Annotated in this window: 13 protein-coding genes; 7 read left to right on the top strand and 6 right to left on the bottom strand. The window is 77.6% G+C overall.

Annotated features, from left to right (window positions below; genetic code table 11):
- Positions 1–2: 2 nt before the first annotated feature.
- The 4 genes from HNR08_RS05550 to HNR08_RS05535 all read left to right on the top strand — a co-directional run bounded on the left by HNR08_RS05550 (position 3) and on the right by HNR08_RS05535 (position 5,853).
- Positions 3–1,610 (top strand): NADH-quinone oxidoreductase subunit M, encoded by a 1,608-nt coding sequence (locus HNR08_RS05550; protein ID WP_146833945.1) that lies wholly within the window; start codon positions 3–5, stop codon positions 1,608–1,610.
- Positions 1,607–3,379 (top strand): NADH-quinone oxidoreductase subunit NuoN, encoded by a 1,773-nt coding sequence (nuoN, locus tag HNR08_RS05545; protein WP_146833948.1) that lies wholly within the window; start codon positions 1,607–1,609, stop codon positions 3,377–3,379. Before HNR08_RS05550 ends, nuoN begins: the two co-directional genes overlap by 4 nt.
- 100 nt (positions 3,380–3,479) lie before the next feature.
- Positions 3,480–4,487, top strand: coding sequence for a polyprenyl synthetase family protein (locus HNR08_RS05540; RefSeq protein ID WP_146833951.1), 1,008 nt, complete (start codon positions 3,480–3,482; stop codon positions 4,485–4,487).
- Positions 4,488–4,578: 91 nt separating this feature from the next.
- Entirely contained in the window at positions 4,579–5,853 is a 1,275-nt protein-coding gene (locus HNR08_RS05535; protein ID WP_146833955.1) for an RDD family protein, read from the top strand.
- A gap of 220 nt (positions 5,854–6,073) precedes the next feature.
- Here HNR08_RS05535 and eccCa read toward each other — a convergent pair whose 3' ends face one another.
- Positions 6,074–10,051 carry a type VII secretion protein EccCa gene (eccCa, locus tag HNR08_RS05530; protein ID WP_146833958.1) on the bottom strand — a complete coding sequence of 1,326 codons (3,978 nt, stop codon included), beginning with the start codon at positions 10,049–10,051 and terminating at the stop codon, positions 6,074–6,076.
- A 262-nt stretch (positions 10,052–10,313) separates the two neighbouring features.
- On the opposite strand from eccCa, the gene HNR08_RS05525 reads away from it, so the two are divergent.
- Both HNR08_RS05525 and HNR08_RS05520 read left to right on the top strand, forming a co-directional pair.
- Positions 10,314–11,681 (top strand): hypothetical protein, encoded by a 1,368-nt coding sequence (locus tag HNR08_RS05525; protein ID WP_146833961.1) that lies wholly within the window; start codon positions 10,314–10,316, stop codon positions 11,679–11,681.
- Between the two features lie 46 nt (positions 11,682–11,727).
- Positions 11,728–13,122, top strand: coding sequence for an RDD family protein (locus HNR08_RS05520; protein ID WP_146833964.1), 1,395 nt, complete (start codon positions 11,728–11,730; stop codon positions 13,120–13,122).
- Between the two features lie 114 nt (positions 13,123–13,236).
- On the opposite strand, the gene HNR08_RS05515 is transcribed toward HNR08_RS05520, so the two are convergent.
- The 5 genes from HNR08_RS05515 to HNR08_RS05495 form a co-directional block, all read right to left on the bottom strand.
- A complete protein-coding gene (locus tag HNR08_RS05515) occupies positions 13,237–14,739 on the bottom strand; it encodes a hypothetical protein (RefSeq protein ID WP_146833967.1) in 1,503 nt (500 codons plus the stop codon).
- Positions 14,732–16,030 carry a S8 family serine peptidase gene (locus tag HNR08_RS05510; protein WP_183834825.1) on the bottom strand — a complete coding sequence of 433 codons (1,299 nt, stop codon included), beginning with the start codon at positions 16,028–16,030 and terminating at the stop codon, positions 14,732–14,734. Before HNR08_RS05510 ends, HNR08_RS05515 begins: the two co-directional genes overlap by 8 nt.
- Positions 16,030–16,398, bottom strand: a complete 369-nt coding sequence (locus HNR08_RS05505; RefSeq protein ID WP_146840712.1) for a hypothetical protein — start codon at positions 16,396–16,398, stop codon at positions 16,030–16,032. Before HNR08_RS05505 ends, HNR08_RS05510 begins: the two co-directional genes overlap by 1 nt.
- A 140-nt stretch (positions 16,399–16,538) precedes the next feature.
- Positions 16,539–16,823, bottom strand: coding sequence for a WXG100 family type VII secretion target (locus HNR08_RS05500; RefSeq protein ID WP_146840713.1), 285 nt, complete (start codon positions 16,821–16,823; stop codon positions 16,539–16,541).
- Positions 16,824–16,841: 18 nt separating this feature from the next.
- A complete protein-coding gene (locus HNR08_RS05495) occupies positions 16,842–17,153 on the bottom strand; it encodes a WXG100 family type VII secretion target (RefSeq protein WP_146840714.1) in 312 nt (103 codons plus the stop codon).
- Between the two features lie 377 nt (positions 17,154–17,530).
- Between HNR08_RS05495 and eccD the strand changes: the two genes are divergently transcribed.
- A complete protein-coding gene (gene eccD / locus HNR08_RS05490) occupies positions 17,531–18,880 on the top strand; it encodes a type VII secretion integral membrane protein EccD (protein WP_146840715.1) in 1,350 nt (449 codons plus the stop codon).

Here is an 18,880-nt window from a genome sequence, read left to right as displayed (position 1 = left end):
TGATGTCGACTGTCGCCGTCACCACGGACGTGCCGTGGCTGACCCTCCTCATCCTGTGGCCGCTCGTCGGCGCGCTGGTGCTCTGGGCGCTGCCCGGTGGCACCGTCGCCGCCGACAACACGGCCACGGGGGCGCGCCGCTGGTCCCGCCAGGTCGCGCTCGGCTTCGCGCTCGTCGAGGTCGCCCTCGCCGTCGGCGCGCTGCTGGCGTTCGACACCGGCGCCGCCGGGGTGCACCAGCTCCGCGAGACCCACTCGTGGATCCCGCAGCTCGGTGTCTCGTACGCCGTGGGCGTCGACGGGGTGGGGCTCGCCCTGGTCCTGCTGTCGGTCGTCCTCGTGCCGGTCGTCATCCTGGCGGCCTGGCGCGAGCAGGGCAGCGCGACCGCGGCCACCAACCGGCTGCGGCACTACCTGGCCCTCGTGCTGGTGCTGACCGCTTTCATGGTCGCGGTGTTCGCCGCCCGGGACGTGTTCCTGTTCTACGTGCTGTTCGAGGCCATGCTCATCCCGGTCTACTTCATGATCGGCGCGTTCGGCGGGCCGCAGCGGCGGTACGCCGCGGTGAAGTTCCTGCTGTTCTCGCTCGCGGGCGGCCTCGTCATGCTGGCCGGCGTCATCGTGCTGTACCTGAACGGGCCGCGCGGCGAGCAGGGCTTCCTGGTGGACGACCTGGTCGGGAACCTCGACCTGTCGACCGGCACCGAGCGCTGGCTGTTCCTGGCCTTCTTCCTCGCGTTCGCGATCAAGGCCCCGATGTTCCCCGTGCACACCTGGCTGCCCGACGCCGCCGAGCAGGCGCCCGCGGGCACCTCGACGCTGCTGGTCGGCGTGCTGGACAAGGTCGGCACGTTCGGGATGCTGACGCTCTGCCTGCCGCTGTTCCCGGACGCGTCGCGGTGGGCGGCGCCGGTGATCATCGTGCTCGCGGTCGTGTCGATCTTCTACGGCGCCCTGCTGGCCATCGGGCAGCAGGACCTGTTCCGGCTCGTCGCGTACACCTCGGTGTCGCACTTCGGCTTCATCGTGCTGGGCATCTTCGCCTTCACGTCGACGTCGATCGCCGGCTCGTCGTTCTACATGGTCAACCACGGCCTCTCCACCGGCGCGCTGTTCCTGCTGGTCGGCTTCCTCGCCGCCCGCCGCGGGTCCGCCCGGATCGAGGACTTCGGCGGCCTGCAGAAGGTCACCCCGGTGCTCGCCGGCACGTTCCTGGTCACCGGCCTGTCGGCGCTCTCGCTGCCCGGCCTGTCGACGTTCGTGTCCGAGTTCCTGGTCGTGGTCGGCACGTTCGCCGCGAACCGCCCGGCCGCCGTGGTCGCGGTCGTCGCCGTGGTGCTCGCCGCGGTCTACGTGCTCTGGACGTACCAGCGGGTGTTCACCGGCCCGGTCCGGGACGAGCTCGCGGGCACGAAGGACATCGGCGGACGCGAGCGGTGGGTCGTCGGCCCGCTGATCGCGATCATGCTCGTGCTCGGGTTCTACCCGGCCCCGGCGCTGCGGCTGGTCGACCAGCCCGCCGCCGAGTCCGTCAGCCAGGTCGGCGTGGTCGACGCGCCGCAGGACATCCCGGTCGCCGTGACCGGCGACGACGAGGGGAGCGAGCAGTGAGCCCGTTCACCGTCCCCGACATCGCGTGGGCGCAGCTCACGCCGGTGCTGCTGGTGCTGGGCGCCGCCGTGGTCGGCGTGCTCGTCGAGGCCCTCGTGCCCCGTCGCGCCCGCCGGGCCGTGCAGCTGACCCTCACGCTGGCGGCGCTCGCCGCCGCCGTCGTCGCGGTCGCCGCGCTGTGGTCGGACGTGGACGCCACCGGCGGCACCGACGTGCTCGGCGGCTCGCTCCTGGTCGACGGCCCGACGCTGGTCCTCCAGGGCACCATCGCCGTGCTGGCGCTGCTCGCGGTGCTCGTCATCGCGGACCGCACCGACACCGGCGAGGACGCCTTCACCCCGCAGGGCGCCTCGGTGCCCGGCTCCGGGTACGAGGAGGCGGCCCGCCTCGCCGGCCTGCAGCAGACCGAGGTCTACCCCCTCGTGCTGTTCGCCACCGGCGGCATGCTGATCTTCCCCGCGACCGGCGACCTGCTGACGCTGTTCGTCGCGCTCGAGGTGCTGTCGCTGCCGCTGTACCTGCTGACCGGCCTGGCCCGCCGTCGCCGCCTGCTCAGCCAGGAGGCGTCGATGAAGTACTTCCTGCTCGGGTCGTTCGCCTCCGCGCTGCTGCTGTTCGGCATCGCGCTGCTGTACGGGTTCTCCGGCTCGCTGCGGTTCGCGGACATCGCCGAGGCGGTCCGCACCGTCACGGGCATGGACGGCCTGCTGCTCGCGGGGTCCCTGCTGCTCCTGGCCGGCCTGCTGTTCAAGGTCGGTGCCGTGCCGTTCCACTCGTGGACCCCGGACGCCTACCAGGGCGCGCCGACCCCGATCACCGGGTTCATGGCCGCGTGCACCAAGGTCGCCGCGTTCGGCGCGCTGCTCCGCGTGATGTACGTGATGCTGGCGGACCTGCGGTGGGACCTGGAGCCGGTGCTGTGGACCGTCGCCATCGCCACGATGGTCGTCGGGACGGTCGTCGCCCTGGTGCAGACCGACATCAAGCGGGTGCTCGCGTACTCCTCGATCGCGCACGCGGGCTTCGTGCTCACCGGCGTGGTCGCGCTGACCACCTCCGGCATCACGGCCGTGCTGTTCTACCTGCTGGCGTACGGCGCCGCGACGATCGGGGCCTTCGGCATCGTGTCGCTGGTCCGCGAGCGGGGTGCCGTGCGCGCCGCCGCGAGCGAGCGGGTGCCGCTGCTGGTGGCGGCCGGGGCCGAGGCGGCGGCGGTCGCGGCGGCCGCGACGACCACGGGCCGGGCCTCCGGCGACGGCAGCCCCGCCGGGGAGCCCCTCGCGGGCGGGGCCGGCGCGGGCGACGGGGCGGACCCGGTCGAGGCGCAGGGCCCGATCCTCGGCGAGGCGACGCACCTGTCCCAGTGGGCGGGGCTCGGCCGGACCAACCCGGTGCTCGCGACGACGTTCGCGCTGTTCCTGCTCTCGTTCGCGGGCATCCCGCTGACCGCCGGCTTCACCGGGAAGTTCGCGGTGTTCTCCGCGGCCGTCGACGGCGGCGCGTGGCCGCTGGCCGTGGTCGGCGTGCTGGCCTCCGCGGCGGCCGCGTTCTTCTACGTCCGGATCATCGTCCTGATGTTCTTCACCAGCCCGCACGGCGGCCCGCAGACCGCGGACGACGGGGAGACCCGCCCGAACGCCGTCGTGGTCGGGTCCCAGGGCCTGGCGATCATCGGCATCGCGGTGTGCGCGGTGCTCACCGTCGCCCTGGGCGTGTTCCCCGGGCCGGTGCTCGACGCGATCGCCGGCGTCGCCCAGCTGCTCCCCTGACCGTCCGCGGCCGTCCGGCCCCGGGTGCGGTGCACCGCGCCCCGGGCCGGACGGCCGCGTCGGTTCTGCTCGGGCCCGTGCGGCCAGATAGGTTCGTCCCGTGACTTCCCCGACCACCCTGCCGCTCGCCGACGCCGCGCTCGCCGAGCGCATCGCCGGACGCCTCGACCAGGTCGAGGACCGCCTGCGCGCCGCCGTCGGGTACGCCGACCCGCTCGTGGACGACGCCGCCCACCACCTGGCCGACGCCGGCGGCAAGCGGCTGCGCCCGCTGCTGGCCCTGCTGGCCGCCGAGCTCGGCGACCACCCCGGCGACGCGGAGGTGCTGGACGCCGCGGTCGTCGTCGAGCTCACGCACCTCGCGTCGCTCTACCACGACGACGTCATGGACTCCGCGCCGATGCGCCGCGGGGCGCCCGCCGCGCACGAGGTCTGGGGCAACTCCGTCGCCATCCTCGTCGGCGACCTGCTGTTCGCCCGCGCCTCGACCACCGTCGCGCACCTCGGCCCGGAGGCCGTCCTCATCCAGGCGAGCACCTTCGAGCGGCTCTGCCTCGGGCAGCTCCACGAGTCGACCGGCCCCGGCGCGGGCGACGACCCCGTGGCGCACTACCTCCAGGTGCTCGCGGACAAGACCGCCTCGCTCATCGCGACGTCCGCGCGGCTCGGCGCGATGTACGGCGGGGCGGCCCCCGCGGTCGTGGAGACCGTGGCGGCGTTCGGCGAGCGGATCGGCGTGGCGTTCCAGCTCGCCGACGACGTGCTCGACCTGACCTCCGAGGGCACCGTGTCCGGCAAGACGCCCGGCACGGACCTGCGCGAGAAGGTGCCGACCATGCCGGTGCTGCTGCTCCGCCGCCGGGCCGCCGAGGGCGGGGACCCCGCGGACGTCGCCCTCGTGGCGCGCCTGGACGGCGACCTGTCCGACGACGCGGTGCTCGCCGAGACCGTCGCGCTGCTGCGCGCCCACGACGTCGTCCGGGAGACCCGCGAGCGGGCCACCGCCCTGGTCGCCGAGGCCGTCGAGGTCCTCGCGCCGCTGCCGGACGGGCCGGTCAAGGACTCGTTCGTGTCGTTCGCCGACGCCCTGGTGGACCGGGCGTCCTGACCGCGACGCGGAGGGTGAGCATGCGCGCTGGGGGGCGGTGCGCGCGCCGGTGCCGCGCGGGGGACGCCGGGGCACGGCTCCGGGGCGCGCGGTGAGCGCGGCGGTGCTGCCGACGAACCGGTGCGGGGCGTGCGGGGCGGCCCTCGACGCCGGGGCGGCGTTCTGCGCGGTGTGCGGGGTGCGCGTCGGGCCGCCGGCCGCGCCGGCCTCCGCCGCGGGGTGGTCGCTCGGCGCCGACGTGGACGACGCGGTCGCGCCCGTGTGGCGGCGGCTGCTCGCGCTGCTCGTGGACCAGGCGCTGGCCGCGGTCGTCGGCGGGCTCGGGGTCGCGGCGGTGCTGCCGGCCCTGCGGGACGGTGCCACGCGGTCGCTGCTCGTGCCCGGGCTGGCGCTGCTCGTGCTCGGGGCGGTCCAGTGGTTCGCGGAGGCGTTCGGCGGCCGCACGGCAGGCGGGGCGCTGCTGGGGATCCGGACCGTCTCGGCGCGCACCGGCCGGCCCGCGGGGCTGTGGCCGGTGCTCGTGCGGTCCGCGGTGCAGGCGCTCGGGGTGGTCGTGGGCGGGGTCGGCGTGTACGTCGTGGCGGCGTCCGGGGCGTGGGACGAGGGGCCGGAGCAGCGCGGGTGGCACGACAAGGTCGCGGGGACGCTGGTGCTGCGGGTGCGGCCGCGGGCGCGGGAGGCGGAGCGGGCGGTGGTCGCCGAGGCGACCCGGGTGCCGGCGCCGGCCGCGGCCGCGGGGTCGGTCCCGCCGTCGGCCGCGGGGTCGGTCGCGGGGTCGGTCCCGCCGTCGGTCGCGGGGTCGGTCGCGGGGTCGGTCGCGGGGTCGGTCCCGCCGTCGGTCGCGGTGTCAGCCCCGGGGTCGGCCCCGGCGTCGGCCGAGCCGTGGACGCCGCCGGTGGTCGCGCCCGCGGCGGCCGCCGCGCCCGCCGCGCCCGCCGCGCCCGTCGGGCTGCCGGACACCACCGTGCCAACGCTGCCGGCGCTCGGGGACCTCGAGCACACCCGCCTCGCCCGGCCCGTGGACCCGGTCGCGGCGTCCGGGCGCGCGCTGGCGCTCGTGCTCGACACCGGCGAGCGCGTGCCGGTCGACGGCCCGGGTCTGATCGGCCGGCGCCCGGCCCTCGAGGACGCCCCGGACGCGCGGCTCGTCACGCTGCCCGACCCCGGCGTGTCCCGCGTGCACCTCGCGTACCGGCCCCTGCCGGACGGCACCCTCGAGGTCACCGACCGCGGCGCCACGAACGGGACGGTGCTGCTGGACCCGTCGGGGGCGCGCTGGGCGCTCCCCGCCGGCGCCCCGGCGCGCGTCGCGCCGGGCTGGACGCTCCTGCTCGGCCCGCGCCGCGTGGCGGTCGCGGAGGCGTAGCCCCGCCGCCGCGCCCCGTCCTCCCGCGATCGCATGCTCGCGAGGTCGAGGGTTCGGTGCTCACGGGCGGGCTCAAACCCTCGACCTCGCACGAAACCCTCGACCTCGCCGCCCCCGCACCGCCGCGGTCCCCTGCCGCACGCCCGCGGCCGCCTGGCCTCCTGCGCACGGCTCGGCACCCCGGCCGTGCGCTCGGGCGCGGCGGTGGCGCGGGGGCGGGTCAGAGGGTCGGCGGGGTCCAGGCGAGCTGGACGACCTGGCGGCCCGCGTCGCGGGTCACCAGCTGGGCGCGGCCCGGGACCGCGGGCGTCGGCTTCGCGCCGCCGACCAGCGGACCCTCGTCGGGGCTGCCGGACAGCACGACGCCCGGAGCCGCGAGGTCGCGCAGGGCCTGGAGCACGGGCTCGTACATCGCCCGCCCCGCACCGCCGGACCGGCGCGCGAGCACGAGGTGCAGGCCCACGTCGCCGGCCTGCGCGAGCAGCGGGACCAGGGGCGCCAGCGGGTTGCCCGTGGTGGTGGCGACCAGGTCGTAGTCGTCGACCACCACGTACACCTCGGCGCCGGACCACCACGACCGGTTCCGCAGCTGCTCGGGCGTCACGTCGGGCCCGGGCAGGCGGCCGCGCAGGTAGTCCGCCAGACCCTGGATCTCCCCGGCGGCCTGCTCCTGCGTCGTGAAGTACCCGGCCAGGTACTCGTCGGGGATCTCGCCGAGCAGGGACCGCCGGAAGTCGACGGCGAAGATCTGCGCCTGCTGCGGGGTGTGCAGGCGCCGGACCTCGGCGGCCACCGCGCGCAGCAGCGCCGACTTGCCGGAGCCGCCGTCGCCGAACGCGTAGAGGTGCGGCTCCTCGCGGACGTCGAGGCCGATCGGGGCGAGCGCGGCCTCGTCGACGCCGAGCAGCAGCCGGCCGGCGTCGGCCCGGGGGTCGGCGAGCACGTCCGCGAGGGTCACCCGCTCGGGCAGCAGCCGCAGCTTCGGCCCGGCGGGGCCCTGCCACGCGGCGTTCACGGTCTGGATGAGGTGCGTGACGCCCGCGCCGAGCGTGCCGGGTGCCGGGTCGCCGTCCAGGCGGGGGAGGGCGGTCAGCACGTGGTGCTTCGACACCGCGACGCCACGGCCGGGCCGGTCCTTCGGGACGTTGACGGCCACCTTGCGGTCGATCTCGGAGTCCATGGGGTCGCCGAGCCGCAGCTCCAGGCGGGTGCCGAACAGGTCCTTCACCTGGGTCCGGAAGTCCATCCACCGCGCGGCCGACGCGACCAGGTGCACGCCGAAGGAGAGGCCGCGGCCGGCGAGCGCCTGGATGCGCGGCTCCAGCTCGTCGAACTCGCCGCGCACCGTGGACCAGCCGTCGACGACCAGGAACACGTCGCCGTAGCCGTCGTCGGCCGTGCCCGCCGCGCGCCGGGCGCGGTAGGTCTCGATGCTGTCGATGCCGTGCGCCCGGAAGTACCGCTCGCGGTCGTCGACGACCGACTCGACCTCGGCGACCACGCGCCGCACGACGTCCGGCTCGGCGCGGGACGCGACGCCCGCGACGTGCGCGAGGCCGGCCAGCGGCGCGAACGTGCCGCCGCCGAAGTCGAGCACGTAGAACTGCACCTCGAGCGGCGTGTGCGTGAGGGCCAGCGCCGTGACGACCGACCGCAGGACGGTGCTCTTGCCGGTCCGCGGGGCGCCGACGACGGCCATGTGGCCCGCCGCCCCGCCGAGCGAGACGGTGAGGTTCTCGCGGCGCTGCTCCAGCGGCCGGTCGACCGTGCCGAGCGGCACCGTGAGCGTCCCGGCGGCGCGCCAGCCGGGGGAGACCAGACCCAGCCGGGGGTCGGAGACGAGGTCGGGCATGAGCTCGTCCAGCGTGCGGGGCACGACCAGCGGCGGCAGCCACACCTGGTGCGCGGGCGGCCCCTGTCCCTTCATGCGCTGCACCGCGATGTCGAACGTCGCACGGGTCTCCTCCGGCTCCGCCGGCAGCACCTCGGTCGTGGCGGGCCCGGCCTCGACGCCCCCGAGCACCGGCGCGGCCGTGAACTGCTCGAGCCGGGTCAGCCCGGACCCGGCGACCGTCCCGCCCTGCGCGGTCCGGCGGCGGGCCTTCGGCGGCCCGGAGACGTAGGCGGCGCGGAACTGGATCATCGTCGTCGTGTCGGGCTTGAGGTAGCCCATGCCCGGCACCGGCGGCAGCGTGTACGCGTCCGGGACGCCGAGCACCGTGCGGGACTCCGCGGCGGAGAAGGTGCGCAGGCCGATCCGGTAGGACAGGTGCGACTCGAGCCCGCGCAGCCGGCCCTCCTCGAGGCGCTGCGAGGACAGCAGCAGGTGCATCAGCAGCGACCGGCCGAGGCGCCCGATCGTCACGAACAGGTCGACGAACTCCGGCTTGGCGGACAGCAGCTCGGAGAACTCGTCGCAGACGATGAGCAGCGCGGGCAGCGGCTCCAGGTCGGTGCGGCCGCCGCGGCGCGCCTTCTCGTAGTCCGCGACGTTCGCGAAGTTGCCCGCGGCGCGCAGCAGCTCCTGGCGGCGGACCATCTCGCCCTGCAGGGCGTCCTGCATCCGGTCGACGAGCGTGAGCTCCTCGCCGAGGTTCGTGATGATCGCGGACACGTGCGGCATGTCGGCCATGCCGGCGAACGTCGCGCCGCCCTTGAAGTCGACGAGGACGAAGTTGAGGTCCTCCGACGAGTGCGTCATCGCCAGCGCGAGCACGAGCGTGCGCAGCACCTCGGACTTGCCGGAGCCGGTCGCGCCGATGATGAGCCCGTGCGGGCCCATGCCCTGCTGCGCGGACTCCTTGATGTCGAGGGCGACGGGCTGGCCCTGCGGGGTGACGCCGATCGGCACCCGCAGCCGGTCGCGCGCCAGCCGGGGCCGCCAGGCGACGGAGAGGTCGAGGTCCCGGACGTCGCCGACGCCGAGCAGGTCGACCAGCTCGGAGGACAGCTCCTCGTCGCCGCGCTCCGGCCCGGACTCGACGTGCAGGGGCAGCAGGCGGCGGGCGGTGGCCTCGGCGTCGGCCACGGACATCTGGTCGCCGTCGACCCGGACCGGCGCGTTGCCGAGCCGCAGCACGTCCACCGGCGCGCGGGTGGCGTCGTCGGCCGCGACCGCGCCGCCGACGTTCAGCCGGAGCGTCGCGGGGTCGTCCAGCTCGGACCAGCGCTCGGGGAGCTCGAGGACCGTCACGCCGAGCACGCCGTCGGCGGTGAGGATGGGGTTCCCGGCGGGCACGTGGCCCCCGTCGACGACGACGAGCACGTGCGGCAGGGGCGCCTCGGCGCCGTATCCGAACCGCGGGCGCTCCGGGAGGTCCTCGGGCAGCAGCGACTCGACGTCCGCGAGGGTCGACCCGATCATCCGGGCCGCGCCCACCGCGTCCCGGGACCGCGTGGAGTGGGCGTGCGGCAGCCACTTGACCCAGTCCCACTCCGGCAGCGCGGCGTCGCCGGCGACGACCGCGACCTGCAGGTCCTCCGGGGCGTGGAACGTCGCGAGCTGGGCGACGAGCGCCCGGGCCAGCGCGCGGGACTCCGGCGCGGGTCCGGTGACCTCCACGCGCGCGACGGACCGGACGTCGAAGGCCAGCGGGACGCCCTGCTGCACCCGGTGCGTCACGAGGAACCGGTGCGCCGCGGAGGCCGCCACCGGGTCGAGCTGCGCCAGCGGCGGGGTCTGCGGCGCCTCCAGGTCGAGGCACAGCGGCTGGGCGCCGACGCCGACGCGCGCCGCGAGGAAGTCGTCGTGGGCGGGCCGGCGCTCCCAGACGCGGGTGCGCTCCTCGGCGACCGCCGCGAGCGCGCGCGGGTCCGGTGAGGTCCACTCCGCCGCGCGACGCTGCGCGTTCGCGGCCTGCCGGACCGACGTGCGCAGGTCCGCGAGGTAGGCGAGGTACTCGCGCCGGGCGCCGACGACCTGCGCCTGGTGCTGCGAGCGCTGCCGCCAGCCGTTGACGCCGACGAACCCGAGCGACGCGAGCAGGAACATGCCGGCCGCGATGTAGCCGCGCGGGCCCGGCTGGTTCATCGCCACGAAGACGATGGACCCGACGGACCCGAGCATCGGGATGGCGTTGGCCAGCATCCCGCTGATGCCGTCGGACGCCTGGATCTCGGGCGGCGGCTGCAGGACGACCTGTCCGTCGGGGACGGCGGGCGGCTCGAGGCGCGTCCCCTGCTGCGGCGCGATCGACATCGTCGGCGCTCGGTCCCTCCTGCCGGGCGGGAGGCCGCACGCCCCCCGACGTTCCTGTGGCGTCAACCTACCCGCCGACGCCCACGCGGGGCGGTCGGCGTTCCACCGTCCGGGCGATCTTGCGCCCGGTCGCCGCCCGGCCGGGGACGACAGGGTGCCGACCGGCCCCGACCGCATAGCATGACTGGCGCCGCGCCCGGGGGCAGGCGGGTCCGCCGCCGCGTCCCGTACCGGGGCGCCCCACCGGCGGAAGGGAGTGCGCGTGACGGTCCAGGCACCCGGCGCGCCCCTGACCCGCGTGGCCGTGCACCTGGGGGCCCGCCGCCTCGACGTCGCCCTGGACGCCGCCCGCACCCTCGGCGAGCTGCTGGCCGCCGCCGGCGTGCCCCTCGTGCCGGGGATGCTCGTGCTCGACTCGGGCGGCCGCGCGCTCGACCTCGCCGTGCCGGTCGCCGAGCAGGTGGCCGACGGCGCGGCCGTGCACGTGGTCGCCCCCGCGCCGCGCCCCCGGGGACGATCCGCGCGGGGCGGTGCGGGGCACGCCCTGCGCCGCCCCGACCCCCAGCCCGCGCTGCTCGGCGCCGCGGCCGTGGCGGCGGGCGTGCTCGCGACCGTGGCGCTGATCGACCCCGTCGCCCGCGGCTGGCTCGCCACGGCCGGTGCCGCCCTGCTCGGGGTCACCGCGCTCGTGCTCGCCGCCGCACCCGTCGCGGCCGCGACCGCCGCGACCCTCGCCGCACCCGCACTGGGTTTCGCCGCGGGGGTGGCCGCCGTGGACCCCGGGGGCTCCGCCGACCGGCGGCTCGCGCTCGTCGCCGGCCTGGTGTCGGCCACCGGCGCCGCCGCGGTGCGCTGGGTCGCCACCCGCGCGCAGCGGCGCGGCCAGGACGTCGCGGGCGTGCTGGTCGCCGCCGTGGGCGTGGTCGCGGCGCTCGTCCTCGCCGTGCTGCTCGCCGGGCTGCCGGGTGTCCTCGCCGCCGCCCTGCTGCTCGGCCTGACGCCCTTCGCGCTGCGGGCGCTGCCGGTGCTGGCGCTGTCCGTGCCCGACGACCAGCTCGTCGACCTCGCGCACGTCGCCCGCACCGCGCCGTCGGTGCGCGGGCCGCGGCCGCGCGGGCTCGGCCGGGTCAACGAGCGCCAGGTCGCCCGCACCGTCGGCGCCGCGGAGCGCCGCACCGACGCCGGCGTGCTCCTCGTGTGCGCGCTGCCCCCGGCGCTCGTGCCGGTCGTGCTCGCCGCGGCGCTCGGCGACCCGGCGCGCGGGACGCTGCGCGGCTGGGCGGCCGTCGCGCTCGTGGCCGCGCTCGTCGCCGTGCTGGCGCTGCAGCCGCGCTCGGCGCGCGGGCCGGTCGCCCGGTGGGCCCCGCGGGTCGCGGGCGCGCTGGTGCTCGTCGAGGTGGCCGTGCTCGGCGGGCCGCGGATCGGCGCCGACGCCGTGGTCGTCGCGGTCGCGTGCGTCGTGCTCGCCGCCGTGGCCGCGGCCGTCGGCGTCGCGCTCGGGCGCGGGTGGCGCTCGGTGGTCGCGTCCCGGGTCGCGGACGCGGTCGAGGGGCTCGGTGTCGTGCTGGCGCTGCCCGCGGCGCTCGTGGCGGCGGACGTGATCGAGACGCTGCGGCGGGTGACGTCGTGAGGGCCGCGGGCGGGGACAGGACGGGGACGACGACAGGGGGACCGACGTGGAGCAGACGATGAGCGGCGTGCCGCTCGGGACCGTCGCCGTCCGGGCGTGCGCGAGCTGCCACCGGCCGCTGCGCCCCGACGCGCGGTTCTGCACCGCCTGCGGGACGCCCGCGGCGGCGGACGCGACCGTCACGGTCGTCGAGGGCGCCCAGGGGCGGTCGCGCGGCGCCGCGCCGGAGCGGGAGCCGCGTCCCGCCGTGCTGCACCCGGCGTTCGGTGACGCCGCCCCGGCCGGGCCCGGGCGGCGCGTGCTCGCCTACGCGGTCGACGCCGTCGCGGTCGGCGCGGTCGCCGGCGGGCTGCTCGCCTGGACGGGGTCCTGGCTGCTCGCCGGGCTCGTCGTCGTGGAGCTCGCCCTCGGCCTGCTGGTCTGGGAGGCGCACACCGGGCGCACCGTGGGCAACAGCGTGCTCGGGCTGCGCACCGCGCGCGAGGAGACCCCGTACTCCGTGGGTCCCGCGCGGGCGTTCCTGCGCGGGCTGGTGCTCGCCGCCGGGCACGCCGCCGCGGGGCTCGGACAGTGGCTCGTCGTGGCCTCGGGGGCGTTCGACCGGTCGGGGCGGGCGCAGGCGTGGCACGACCGCGTCGGGCGGGCCGTCGTCGTGGACGTGCGGGCGCACGAGCGCGGCCTCGCGGAGGCGCCGGAGGCGGACGGGGTGGTGGCCGTCGGGGCCGCGGCCGCGGCCCGGCGCGGCGCCGGCGCGCCCGTGGCCGGCGCGGTGCCGCGGCAGTCGACCGCGCCCGAGGCGCCGGCGGTCGGACCCGGCCGGGTGCCGCCGTCCGGCAGCGCGCGCCCCGCGTCGCCGTCCGGGACGGCCCCGTCGGGCGCGGACGCGGCCCGTGGGACGCCCACGCCGACCGAGCCGCCCGCGCCGACCGGCCGTCGCGCGGCGCGCGCAGCCGCCGGGCAGACGCCGACGGCCCCCGTGGCCGACAGGCCGGTCCCGTCCGCCGCCGGCGCGCCGTCCGTGCCGATCCGCCCGGTGGTCCCCGCGCCCGCCGCGCCGGAGCCGCCCGCACCCGCGCGGGTCGCGCACCAGGCGCAGCCGACGCCGTTCCTCGTCACCCTGGACACCGGCCAGGTCATGTCCGTCACCGGTCCCGGGCTCATCGGCCGGGCCCCGCGCCCGGCGGCGGGGGAGCGCTGCGACCACGTCGTCGTGGTGGAGGACCCGGAGCGCAGCGTCTCGCGGACGCACGCGCGGTTCGGCATCGAGGGCGGCACGTTCTGGGTGTCCGACGCCGGGTCCGGCAACGGGACGACGCTGCGGCTGCCGAGCGGCCGGGTCGTGCCGGTGCCCGCGGACCAGCGGGTGCCGGTGCCGTCGGGGTCGACCATCCAGGTGGGGGACCGCGGGGTGCGGATCGACGCGCCCGAGGCGCGGGGCTGAGCGGGACGGGGCGCGCGCGGCGCCCTGAGCCGGTCGCGCGGCGCGAGCAGGGCCGCGTGCGCGGCTGAGCAGCCCGCTCGCGCCCCGGCGCTCAGCCGCGCCCGGCCCCGCCGGTCACCACTCGTCGTCGGCGACGTCCACGGGCGCGGGCACCACGTCCCGGACGGCATCGCGGTCACCCGCGCCCGCCCCGGCGCCGAGGTCGTGGCGCCGGGCGCCCTCCTCGACCTCGATGTCCGGCGCCAGCAGGCCCGCCGCGGTCCGGCGCCGGCGGTCCTTCGCCGCACCGGCACCGCCGCCGCCGCCGCCCATGGGGGCGCCCATCGCGCCGCCGCCCGGGCGCGCGCCGGACGCGGCACCCGCGGCGGAGCCGGCCTGCGAGCCCTGGCCCAGCGCGGACGTCGACCCGGACAGCCCGGACCCGGACGCGCTCGACCCGCCCGCGCCCGCCCCGCCCACGCCGCCCGCGCCGTAGCCGCCGCCGGCGAACGTGCCGCCGCCGAGGGTCCCGCCGCCGGCGGTGCCGAGCCCGCCCGCGCCGCCGAGCCCGCCCGCGCCGGCCGAGCCGCCCGCGAGGCGGTTCAGGCCCGCGGCACCGAGCGCCGCCCCGCCGACCGTCAGGCCGCCGGCCAGCCCGCCCGCGCCGACGCCGCCCAGGGAGCCCGCGCCCGACCCGGAGCCCGACCCACCGGCCGCGCCGGAGCCGCCCGGCCCGCCGAGGAACCCGCCGCCGGACCCCGCCCCGCCCGGGACGGTGCCGCCGACGACCCCGTCCGAGGAGCTGCCGTCGCCGTGTCCGGGGACGGTGCCGCCGCCCGTGCCGCCGCCGAGGACGGGTCCGGAGCCCACCGTGCCGCCCGTGGACCCCCCGCCGCCGCCGGAGCCGCCGGAACCGCCGGAGCCGGAACCCGCCCCGCCGTCGCCGGAGCCCGAGGGCGTCCAGCCCGTGCTCACCGGCGCACCGCCGGAGGTCGACCCGGGCGACCAGCCCGCGCCGGTCCCGGAGCCGCCCGAGCCGGTGCCGCCGGCGCTGTAGCCGCGGACGGCCGTGCCGCCGGTCGGCGTCGAGCCGCCCGACGTCCCGGGGTCGTCGGTGCCGGCGGGACCCTGGAAGTCGTAGGTCCCGACGTTCTGGACCTGGATGGCGCCGAGGTCGCCGCGGAGCGTCTCGAGCGCGCGGCTCGCCTCCTGCTCCCGCTGCACCTCCTTGCGCGCGAGGAGCGCCGCCGCCGTCGCCGCGCTGGTGGGCGCGCCGACGACCGGGGTGAGGGCGAGGGCGGTGACCTGCGCCTGCTCGGTGCGGCTGAGCTTGACGTCGGGAAGGGCGTGGTACGAGTCCTGGGCCCGGGCGAGCGCGTCGCGCGCCTGCGCGCCGGCGCTCTGGATGCGCTCGAGGTCGGCGACCATCCGCTGGATCCGTCCGGCGACCTCACCCAGGCGGCCCTCGGCGGCCAGGGCGCTCTCGCCGTCCAGGCCGATCTGCCCGGAGATGCTGGTCAGCCCGGTGGCGGTCTGGTCGGCGGCGGTCGCCTGGTAGGCCAGGGCGTCGCCCGTCGAGGTGATCGTGCCGAGGTCGGCGTCGAGCGTGCGCCCGAGCTGGTTCGCGTGGTCACCCATGGTGCTGTCCCCCGTGCTGCTGGTCCGTCGGATCGGTGGGTGTGGCGGTCCTGCGCCGGCGCAGGACGAGGACGGTCGCCGTGGCGGCGGCGACCAGGAGCGCCGCGCCGACGACGGCGGCGCCGGTGACGAGGAGGTCCGGTCCGTCCTCGGGCGCCGGGTCCTCGGCGGGCTCGTCGGCGGAGGCCGGTGCGGTCGCCGCCTCCGTGGGTGCGTCCTCGGCGACGAGACCGAGCTCCTCGGCCGACGGGCGGGCCTCGGCGTCGGTGCGGATGAACGGGTTGACGTCCGGGAGCGTGGTCGGGTCCACCGCCATGAGCTGGCGGACGTCGAGAGCGCCGAAGCCGCGGTCCTCGTCCCGGGCCGGTTCGTGGAGGCTGCCGTCGGTGGTGCGGACCACGGCCTGCAGGATCTGGTTGCTCGTCGCCTCGGGGTGGGCGGACATCGCCAGGGCGACCACCCCCGCGGTGACCATCGCGGAGTTCGACGAGCCGCGGGCCATGCCGTAGTAGGAGAACGTCGGGTCGATCGTGCGGATGCCCCCGCCCGGGGCCAGGAGCCCGATCTCGGGGCCCCACGGGTTCCCTGCCGAGTCGCCCCCGTCGGGGTCCGTGCTGCCGGTCGTCACCACGCCGTTGCTCTCGGCCGGTTGCCCGGTCACGGGGCCGCCCTCGTTGCCGGCCGAGGCGATCAGCACCACGCCGCTGCGGATGGCCTCGGCCACGTCCGGGAGCGTCCCCATCATGCCCGGGACGACGATGATGTCCGCCCCGTCGCTGATCGCGTCCCGCAACGCCTGGTTCGATCCGCCGGTCTCCGGCGACGAGGGGTAGCAGGCACCGTCGCGCCGCTGCGCGTACGCCGTGACGCTCGCGCCGGGCGCGACGCCCCGGACCCCGGGGTCGCCCGGGAGGCCCGCGCCCGTCCCGAGGAGCAGCGAGGCCATGCTGGTGGCGTGGCCTGCCTCCTCGGAGGTGTTGGCGGCGGGCAGGGCGGGGCCGCCGTCCTCGCCCGCGCAGTACGACGGCTCCTTGACCGTCAGGCCGGTGCCGGCGAGGTCCGCGATGCCCGGGTTGATCGTGCCGTCGATGAGGGCGATGTGCACGCCCGCTCCGGTGGTGACCTGATGGGCCTCGGCGATCCCCGTGGAGTCGATGTACCAGAGCCCGTCGCCGGTCGTCGCGGCGGAGGCGCCCGGCGCGACGAGCGCGCACGCGCCGAGGGTCGCCGCGGCGGCGAGGCCGTGCCACGCGCGGCGGGTGCGGGCGCGCTGCGGGGTGCTCGCGCGCATCAGACGGCTTGCATGGGTCGGCGGGTGGCGTACCCGGCGGTCTCCAGCGCGTTCGCGAGCGCGACGAGCCGGGCGTGGACCTCGGCGTCCTGCGCCTGCAGGGCGCGCGCGCTCTCGGCGAGCGCGACGCGGCACGACTCGATCTCGCCGCTGATGGCGAGCAGCTCGCGGTCGCAGTCGCGCAGCGCGTCGTCGTAGCGCCGGGCGAAGTCGCTCACCTCGTCGATGTCCGGCCAGACGCCGGACGCGTTCTGCTGCCGCAGGGAGACGATCCGCTCCCGCATCCGCCGCACGTCGGTGTGCATCGTGATGAGCTTGCCCAGGTTGGCGCTGATCTCGTCGATCCGCAGCCCGACGTCCCCTGCCACGTCCGTCCTCCGCGTGAAGTCTCCCGGCGCCGCCCCTGCGGCGCCGATGGCCGCGCGGTCGCGCCGCCGCACAGGGGGCGGGCGCGACCGCGCGGGTCGTGCTGGGCCAGCGTCGCGCGCGGGGCGCGGCGCCGGGTGGTTCACCAGCGGGCGGCGTTGGCCCGCTCGGTGGACTGGTAGTCCTCGCCGGAGGTGGACACGGCGCGGCCGACGTCGGCGAGCAGCGCCTTCATGTCCGTCAGCGCGGCCTCCCACTTGGCCTTGGCGGCCGTGTAGGCGGTCGACGCCTCGCCGGACCAGTTGGCCCGGAGCGGCTGCAGCGAGCGGTCGAGGTCTGCCAGGCGGGACTCGATGTTGCTCGCGCTCGACTGGATGTCGGCGGCGGCGGTCGACAGACCCCCGAAGTTGACCTTGAGATCAGCCATCGTCTCGTCCTCTCCCGGTCAGCCCAGCCGGCCCTGAAGGCGGCTGAAGGTGGACTGCTGAGCCTCGTCCGACGCGGTGTACGTCGACTGCGACGCGAGCAGGTTGGCCTCGAACTCGTTGAGCGCGGACACGATCTTGTTCGCGTCGTCGCGCCACCGGGCCATCAGCGTGTTGAACGCCACCGCGCCCTGGCCCTGCCAGTGCGACCCGATCCCGGACAGCTTGCCCTCGAGAGCGCTCAGCTCGCGCTGCAGCTCCCCACGGCTCTGGACCACGGCGTCGGCGCCCTGCTTGAGCGCGCCGTCTGCTGCGGAGACCTCTGCTGCCATGTCACCTCCCCCTCCACGGCCACGTGGGCCTGCTGGACGTGCACCCCTGCGGCGCCGCCTCGTCCCGAGCGCACATGACCCGGCACCGTTCGGCAGGCTAACCCAGACCTTCCTGTCAGGTCAGCCCAGGTCACCCAGCCTGTGGACAACCATGCTGACTGGTGTCACGGATCACCCGATCGGCCCAGCCGTCCGGGCGGTTCTGTCATGCCGCGTCCCCTTTGCCCGGTTGGCGCACCTCCGAGCGGGGGACCGCCGTCCGGGCGGCCGCCCGGCACCGCCACCCGGACGGCCGCACCCGCCCGTGCCCCGGCGAGCGGGATCGGCGGCCGTCGCTATGCTGGCCCGCGACCTGCCCAGGGAACACAGGGGACCCGATGACAGAAGCACCCGCCGTCGCGACGTCCGTGGGGACGCTCGTGCGGGTGTCGGTGACCGCCGGCGAGCGCCGGATCGACCTCGGCATCCCGGGTGCGGTCCCCACCGCGGAGGTCGTCCCCGGCCTGGCGCGCGCGCTCGGCCTGCTGGACGCGACCACCGCCCACGGCGGCTACCGCCTGGTACGCGCGGACGGGACCGCGCTGGACTCCGCCCGTAGCCTGCTGGCCGAGGGCGTGGGGGACGGCGCCGTGCTCACGCTCGAGTCGGGCGCCCGGCGGGCGCAGGAACGGGTCTACGACGACGTCGTGGAGGCCGTGGCCGACGCCGTCGAGGACCAGTACGCGCCCTGGACGCCGCGCGACTCCGCGCTGAGCGCCGCCTGGGCGGCCGCAGCCCTGCTCCTCGCGGGTGCCGCGCTGCTGCTCGGCGCCGACCGCGCCTCGCTCGTCCCGCCCGTGGTCGCCGCGCTGGCCGCCGTGCTCGCGCTGGCCGCCGGGGCCGTCGTCGGCCGGGTGGGCGCGGAGCCCGCCGCCGGGCAGGTGCTCGTGCTGGTCGCGCCGGTGCTCGCCGGCGTCGCCGGGCTGACCGCGACCGCGGAGCCCCCGTCGTGGGGCTGGCCCGCCGCCCTCGCCGGGACGGGCGCCCTGGTCGCCGGACTGCTGGGCATGCCCGCGCTCGTCGGCCGCCGCGAGCTGGCCGCCGCGCCGCTGGCCGCCGGCCTGGCGACCGCCGTCGCCGGGACCACGATCGCCCTGACCGGCGCGACCCCGGGCGCGGTGCTCGCGGTCGTGGTGGCCGTGCTCGCCACCGCGAGCATCGGCGTGCCGTGGCTCGCGCTGTCGAGCACGCCGCTGCGGGTGGTCTCGCCGCGCGACGACGCCGAGATCCTCGCCGACCCGCCGGCCGTGGAGTCCGCCCGGGTGCGCGCGCAGCTCGCCGCCGGGCACCGCGTGCAGGTCGCGCTGCGCGTGGCGATCGGCGGGGTCGCGATCCTGTCGGCGCCCGCCGTGGTGGCCACGGGCGTCGCCGGGACGGTGCTGCTCGCGCTCGCCGCCGCCGGTCTGCTGCTGGCCACCCGGCAGACGTACTCCCGGACCGACGTGCTGGTGACCGTGAGCCTGTCGGTGCTGCTCCTCGTGGTCGTCGCCGTGGTCGCCGCCGCGCAGCACCCGTCGTGGCGGGCCGCCCTCGTCGGGGTCGCCGGCGCGGCCGCGGCCGTCGTCGTCGGGCTCGGCCTGGTGGCGCCCCGCCGGCGGGTCGGCCTGGCCCGGTTCGGCGACTTCCTGGAGATCGCCTGCCTCGCGCTCCTGCTGCCGCTCGGCGTGACCGCGGCGGGCCTGGTCTGA

Source organism: Cellulomonas hominis (genome assembly GCF_014201095.1).
GTDB classification, from domain to species: domain Bacteria; phylum Actinomycetota; class Actinomycetes; order Actinomycetales; family Cellulomonadaceae; genus Cellulomonas; species Cellulomonas hominis.
This window is presented reverse-complemented; position numbering and strand designations above follow the sequence as displayed.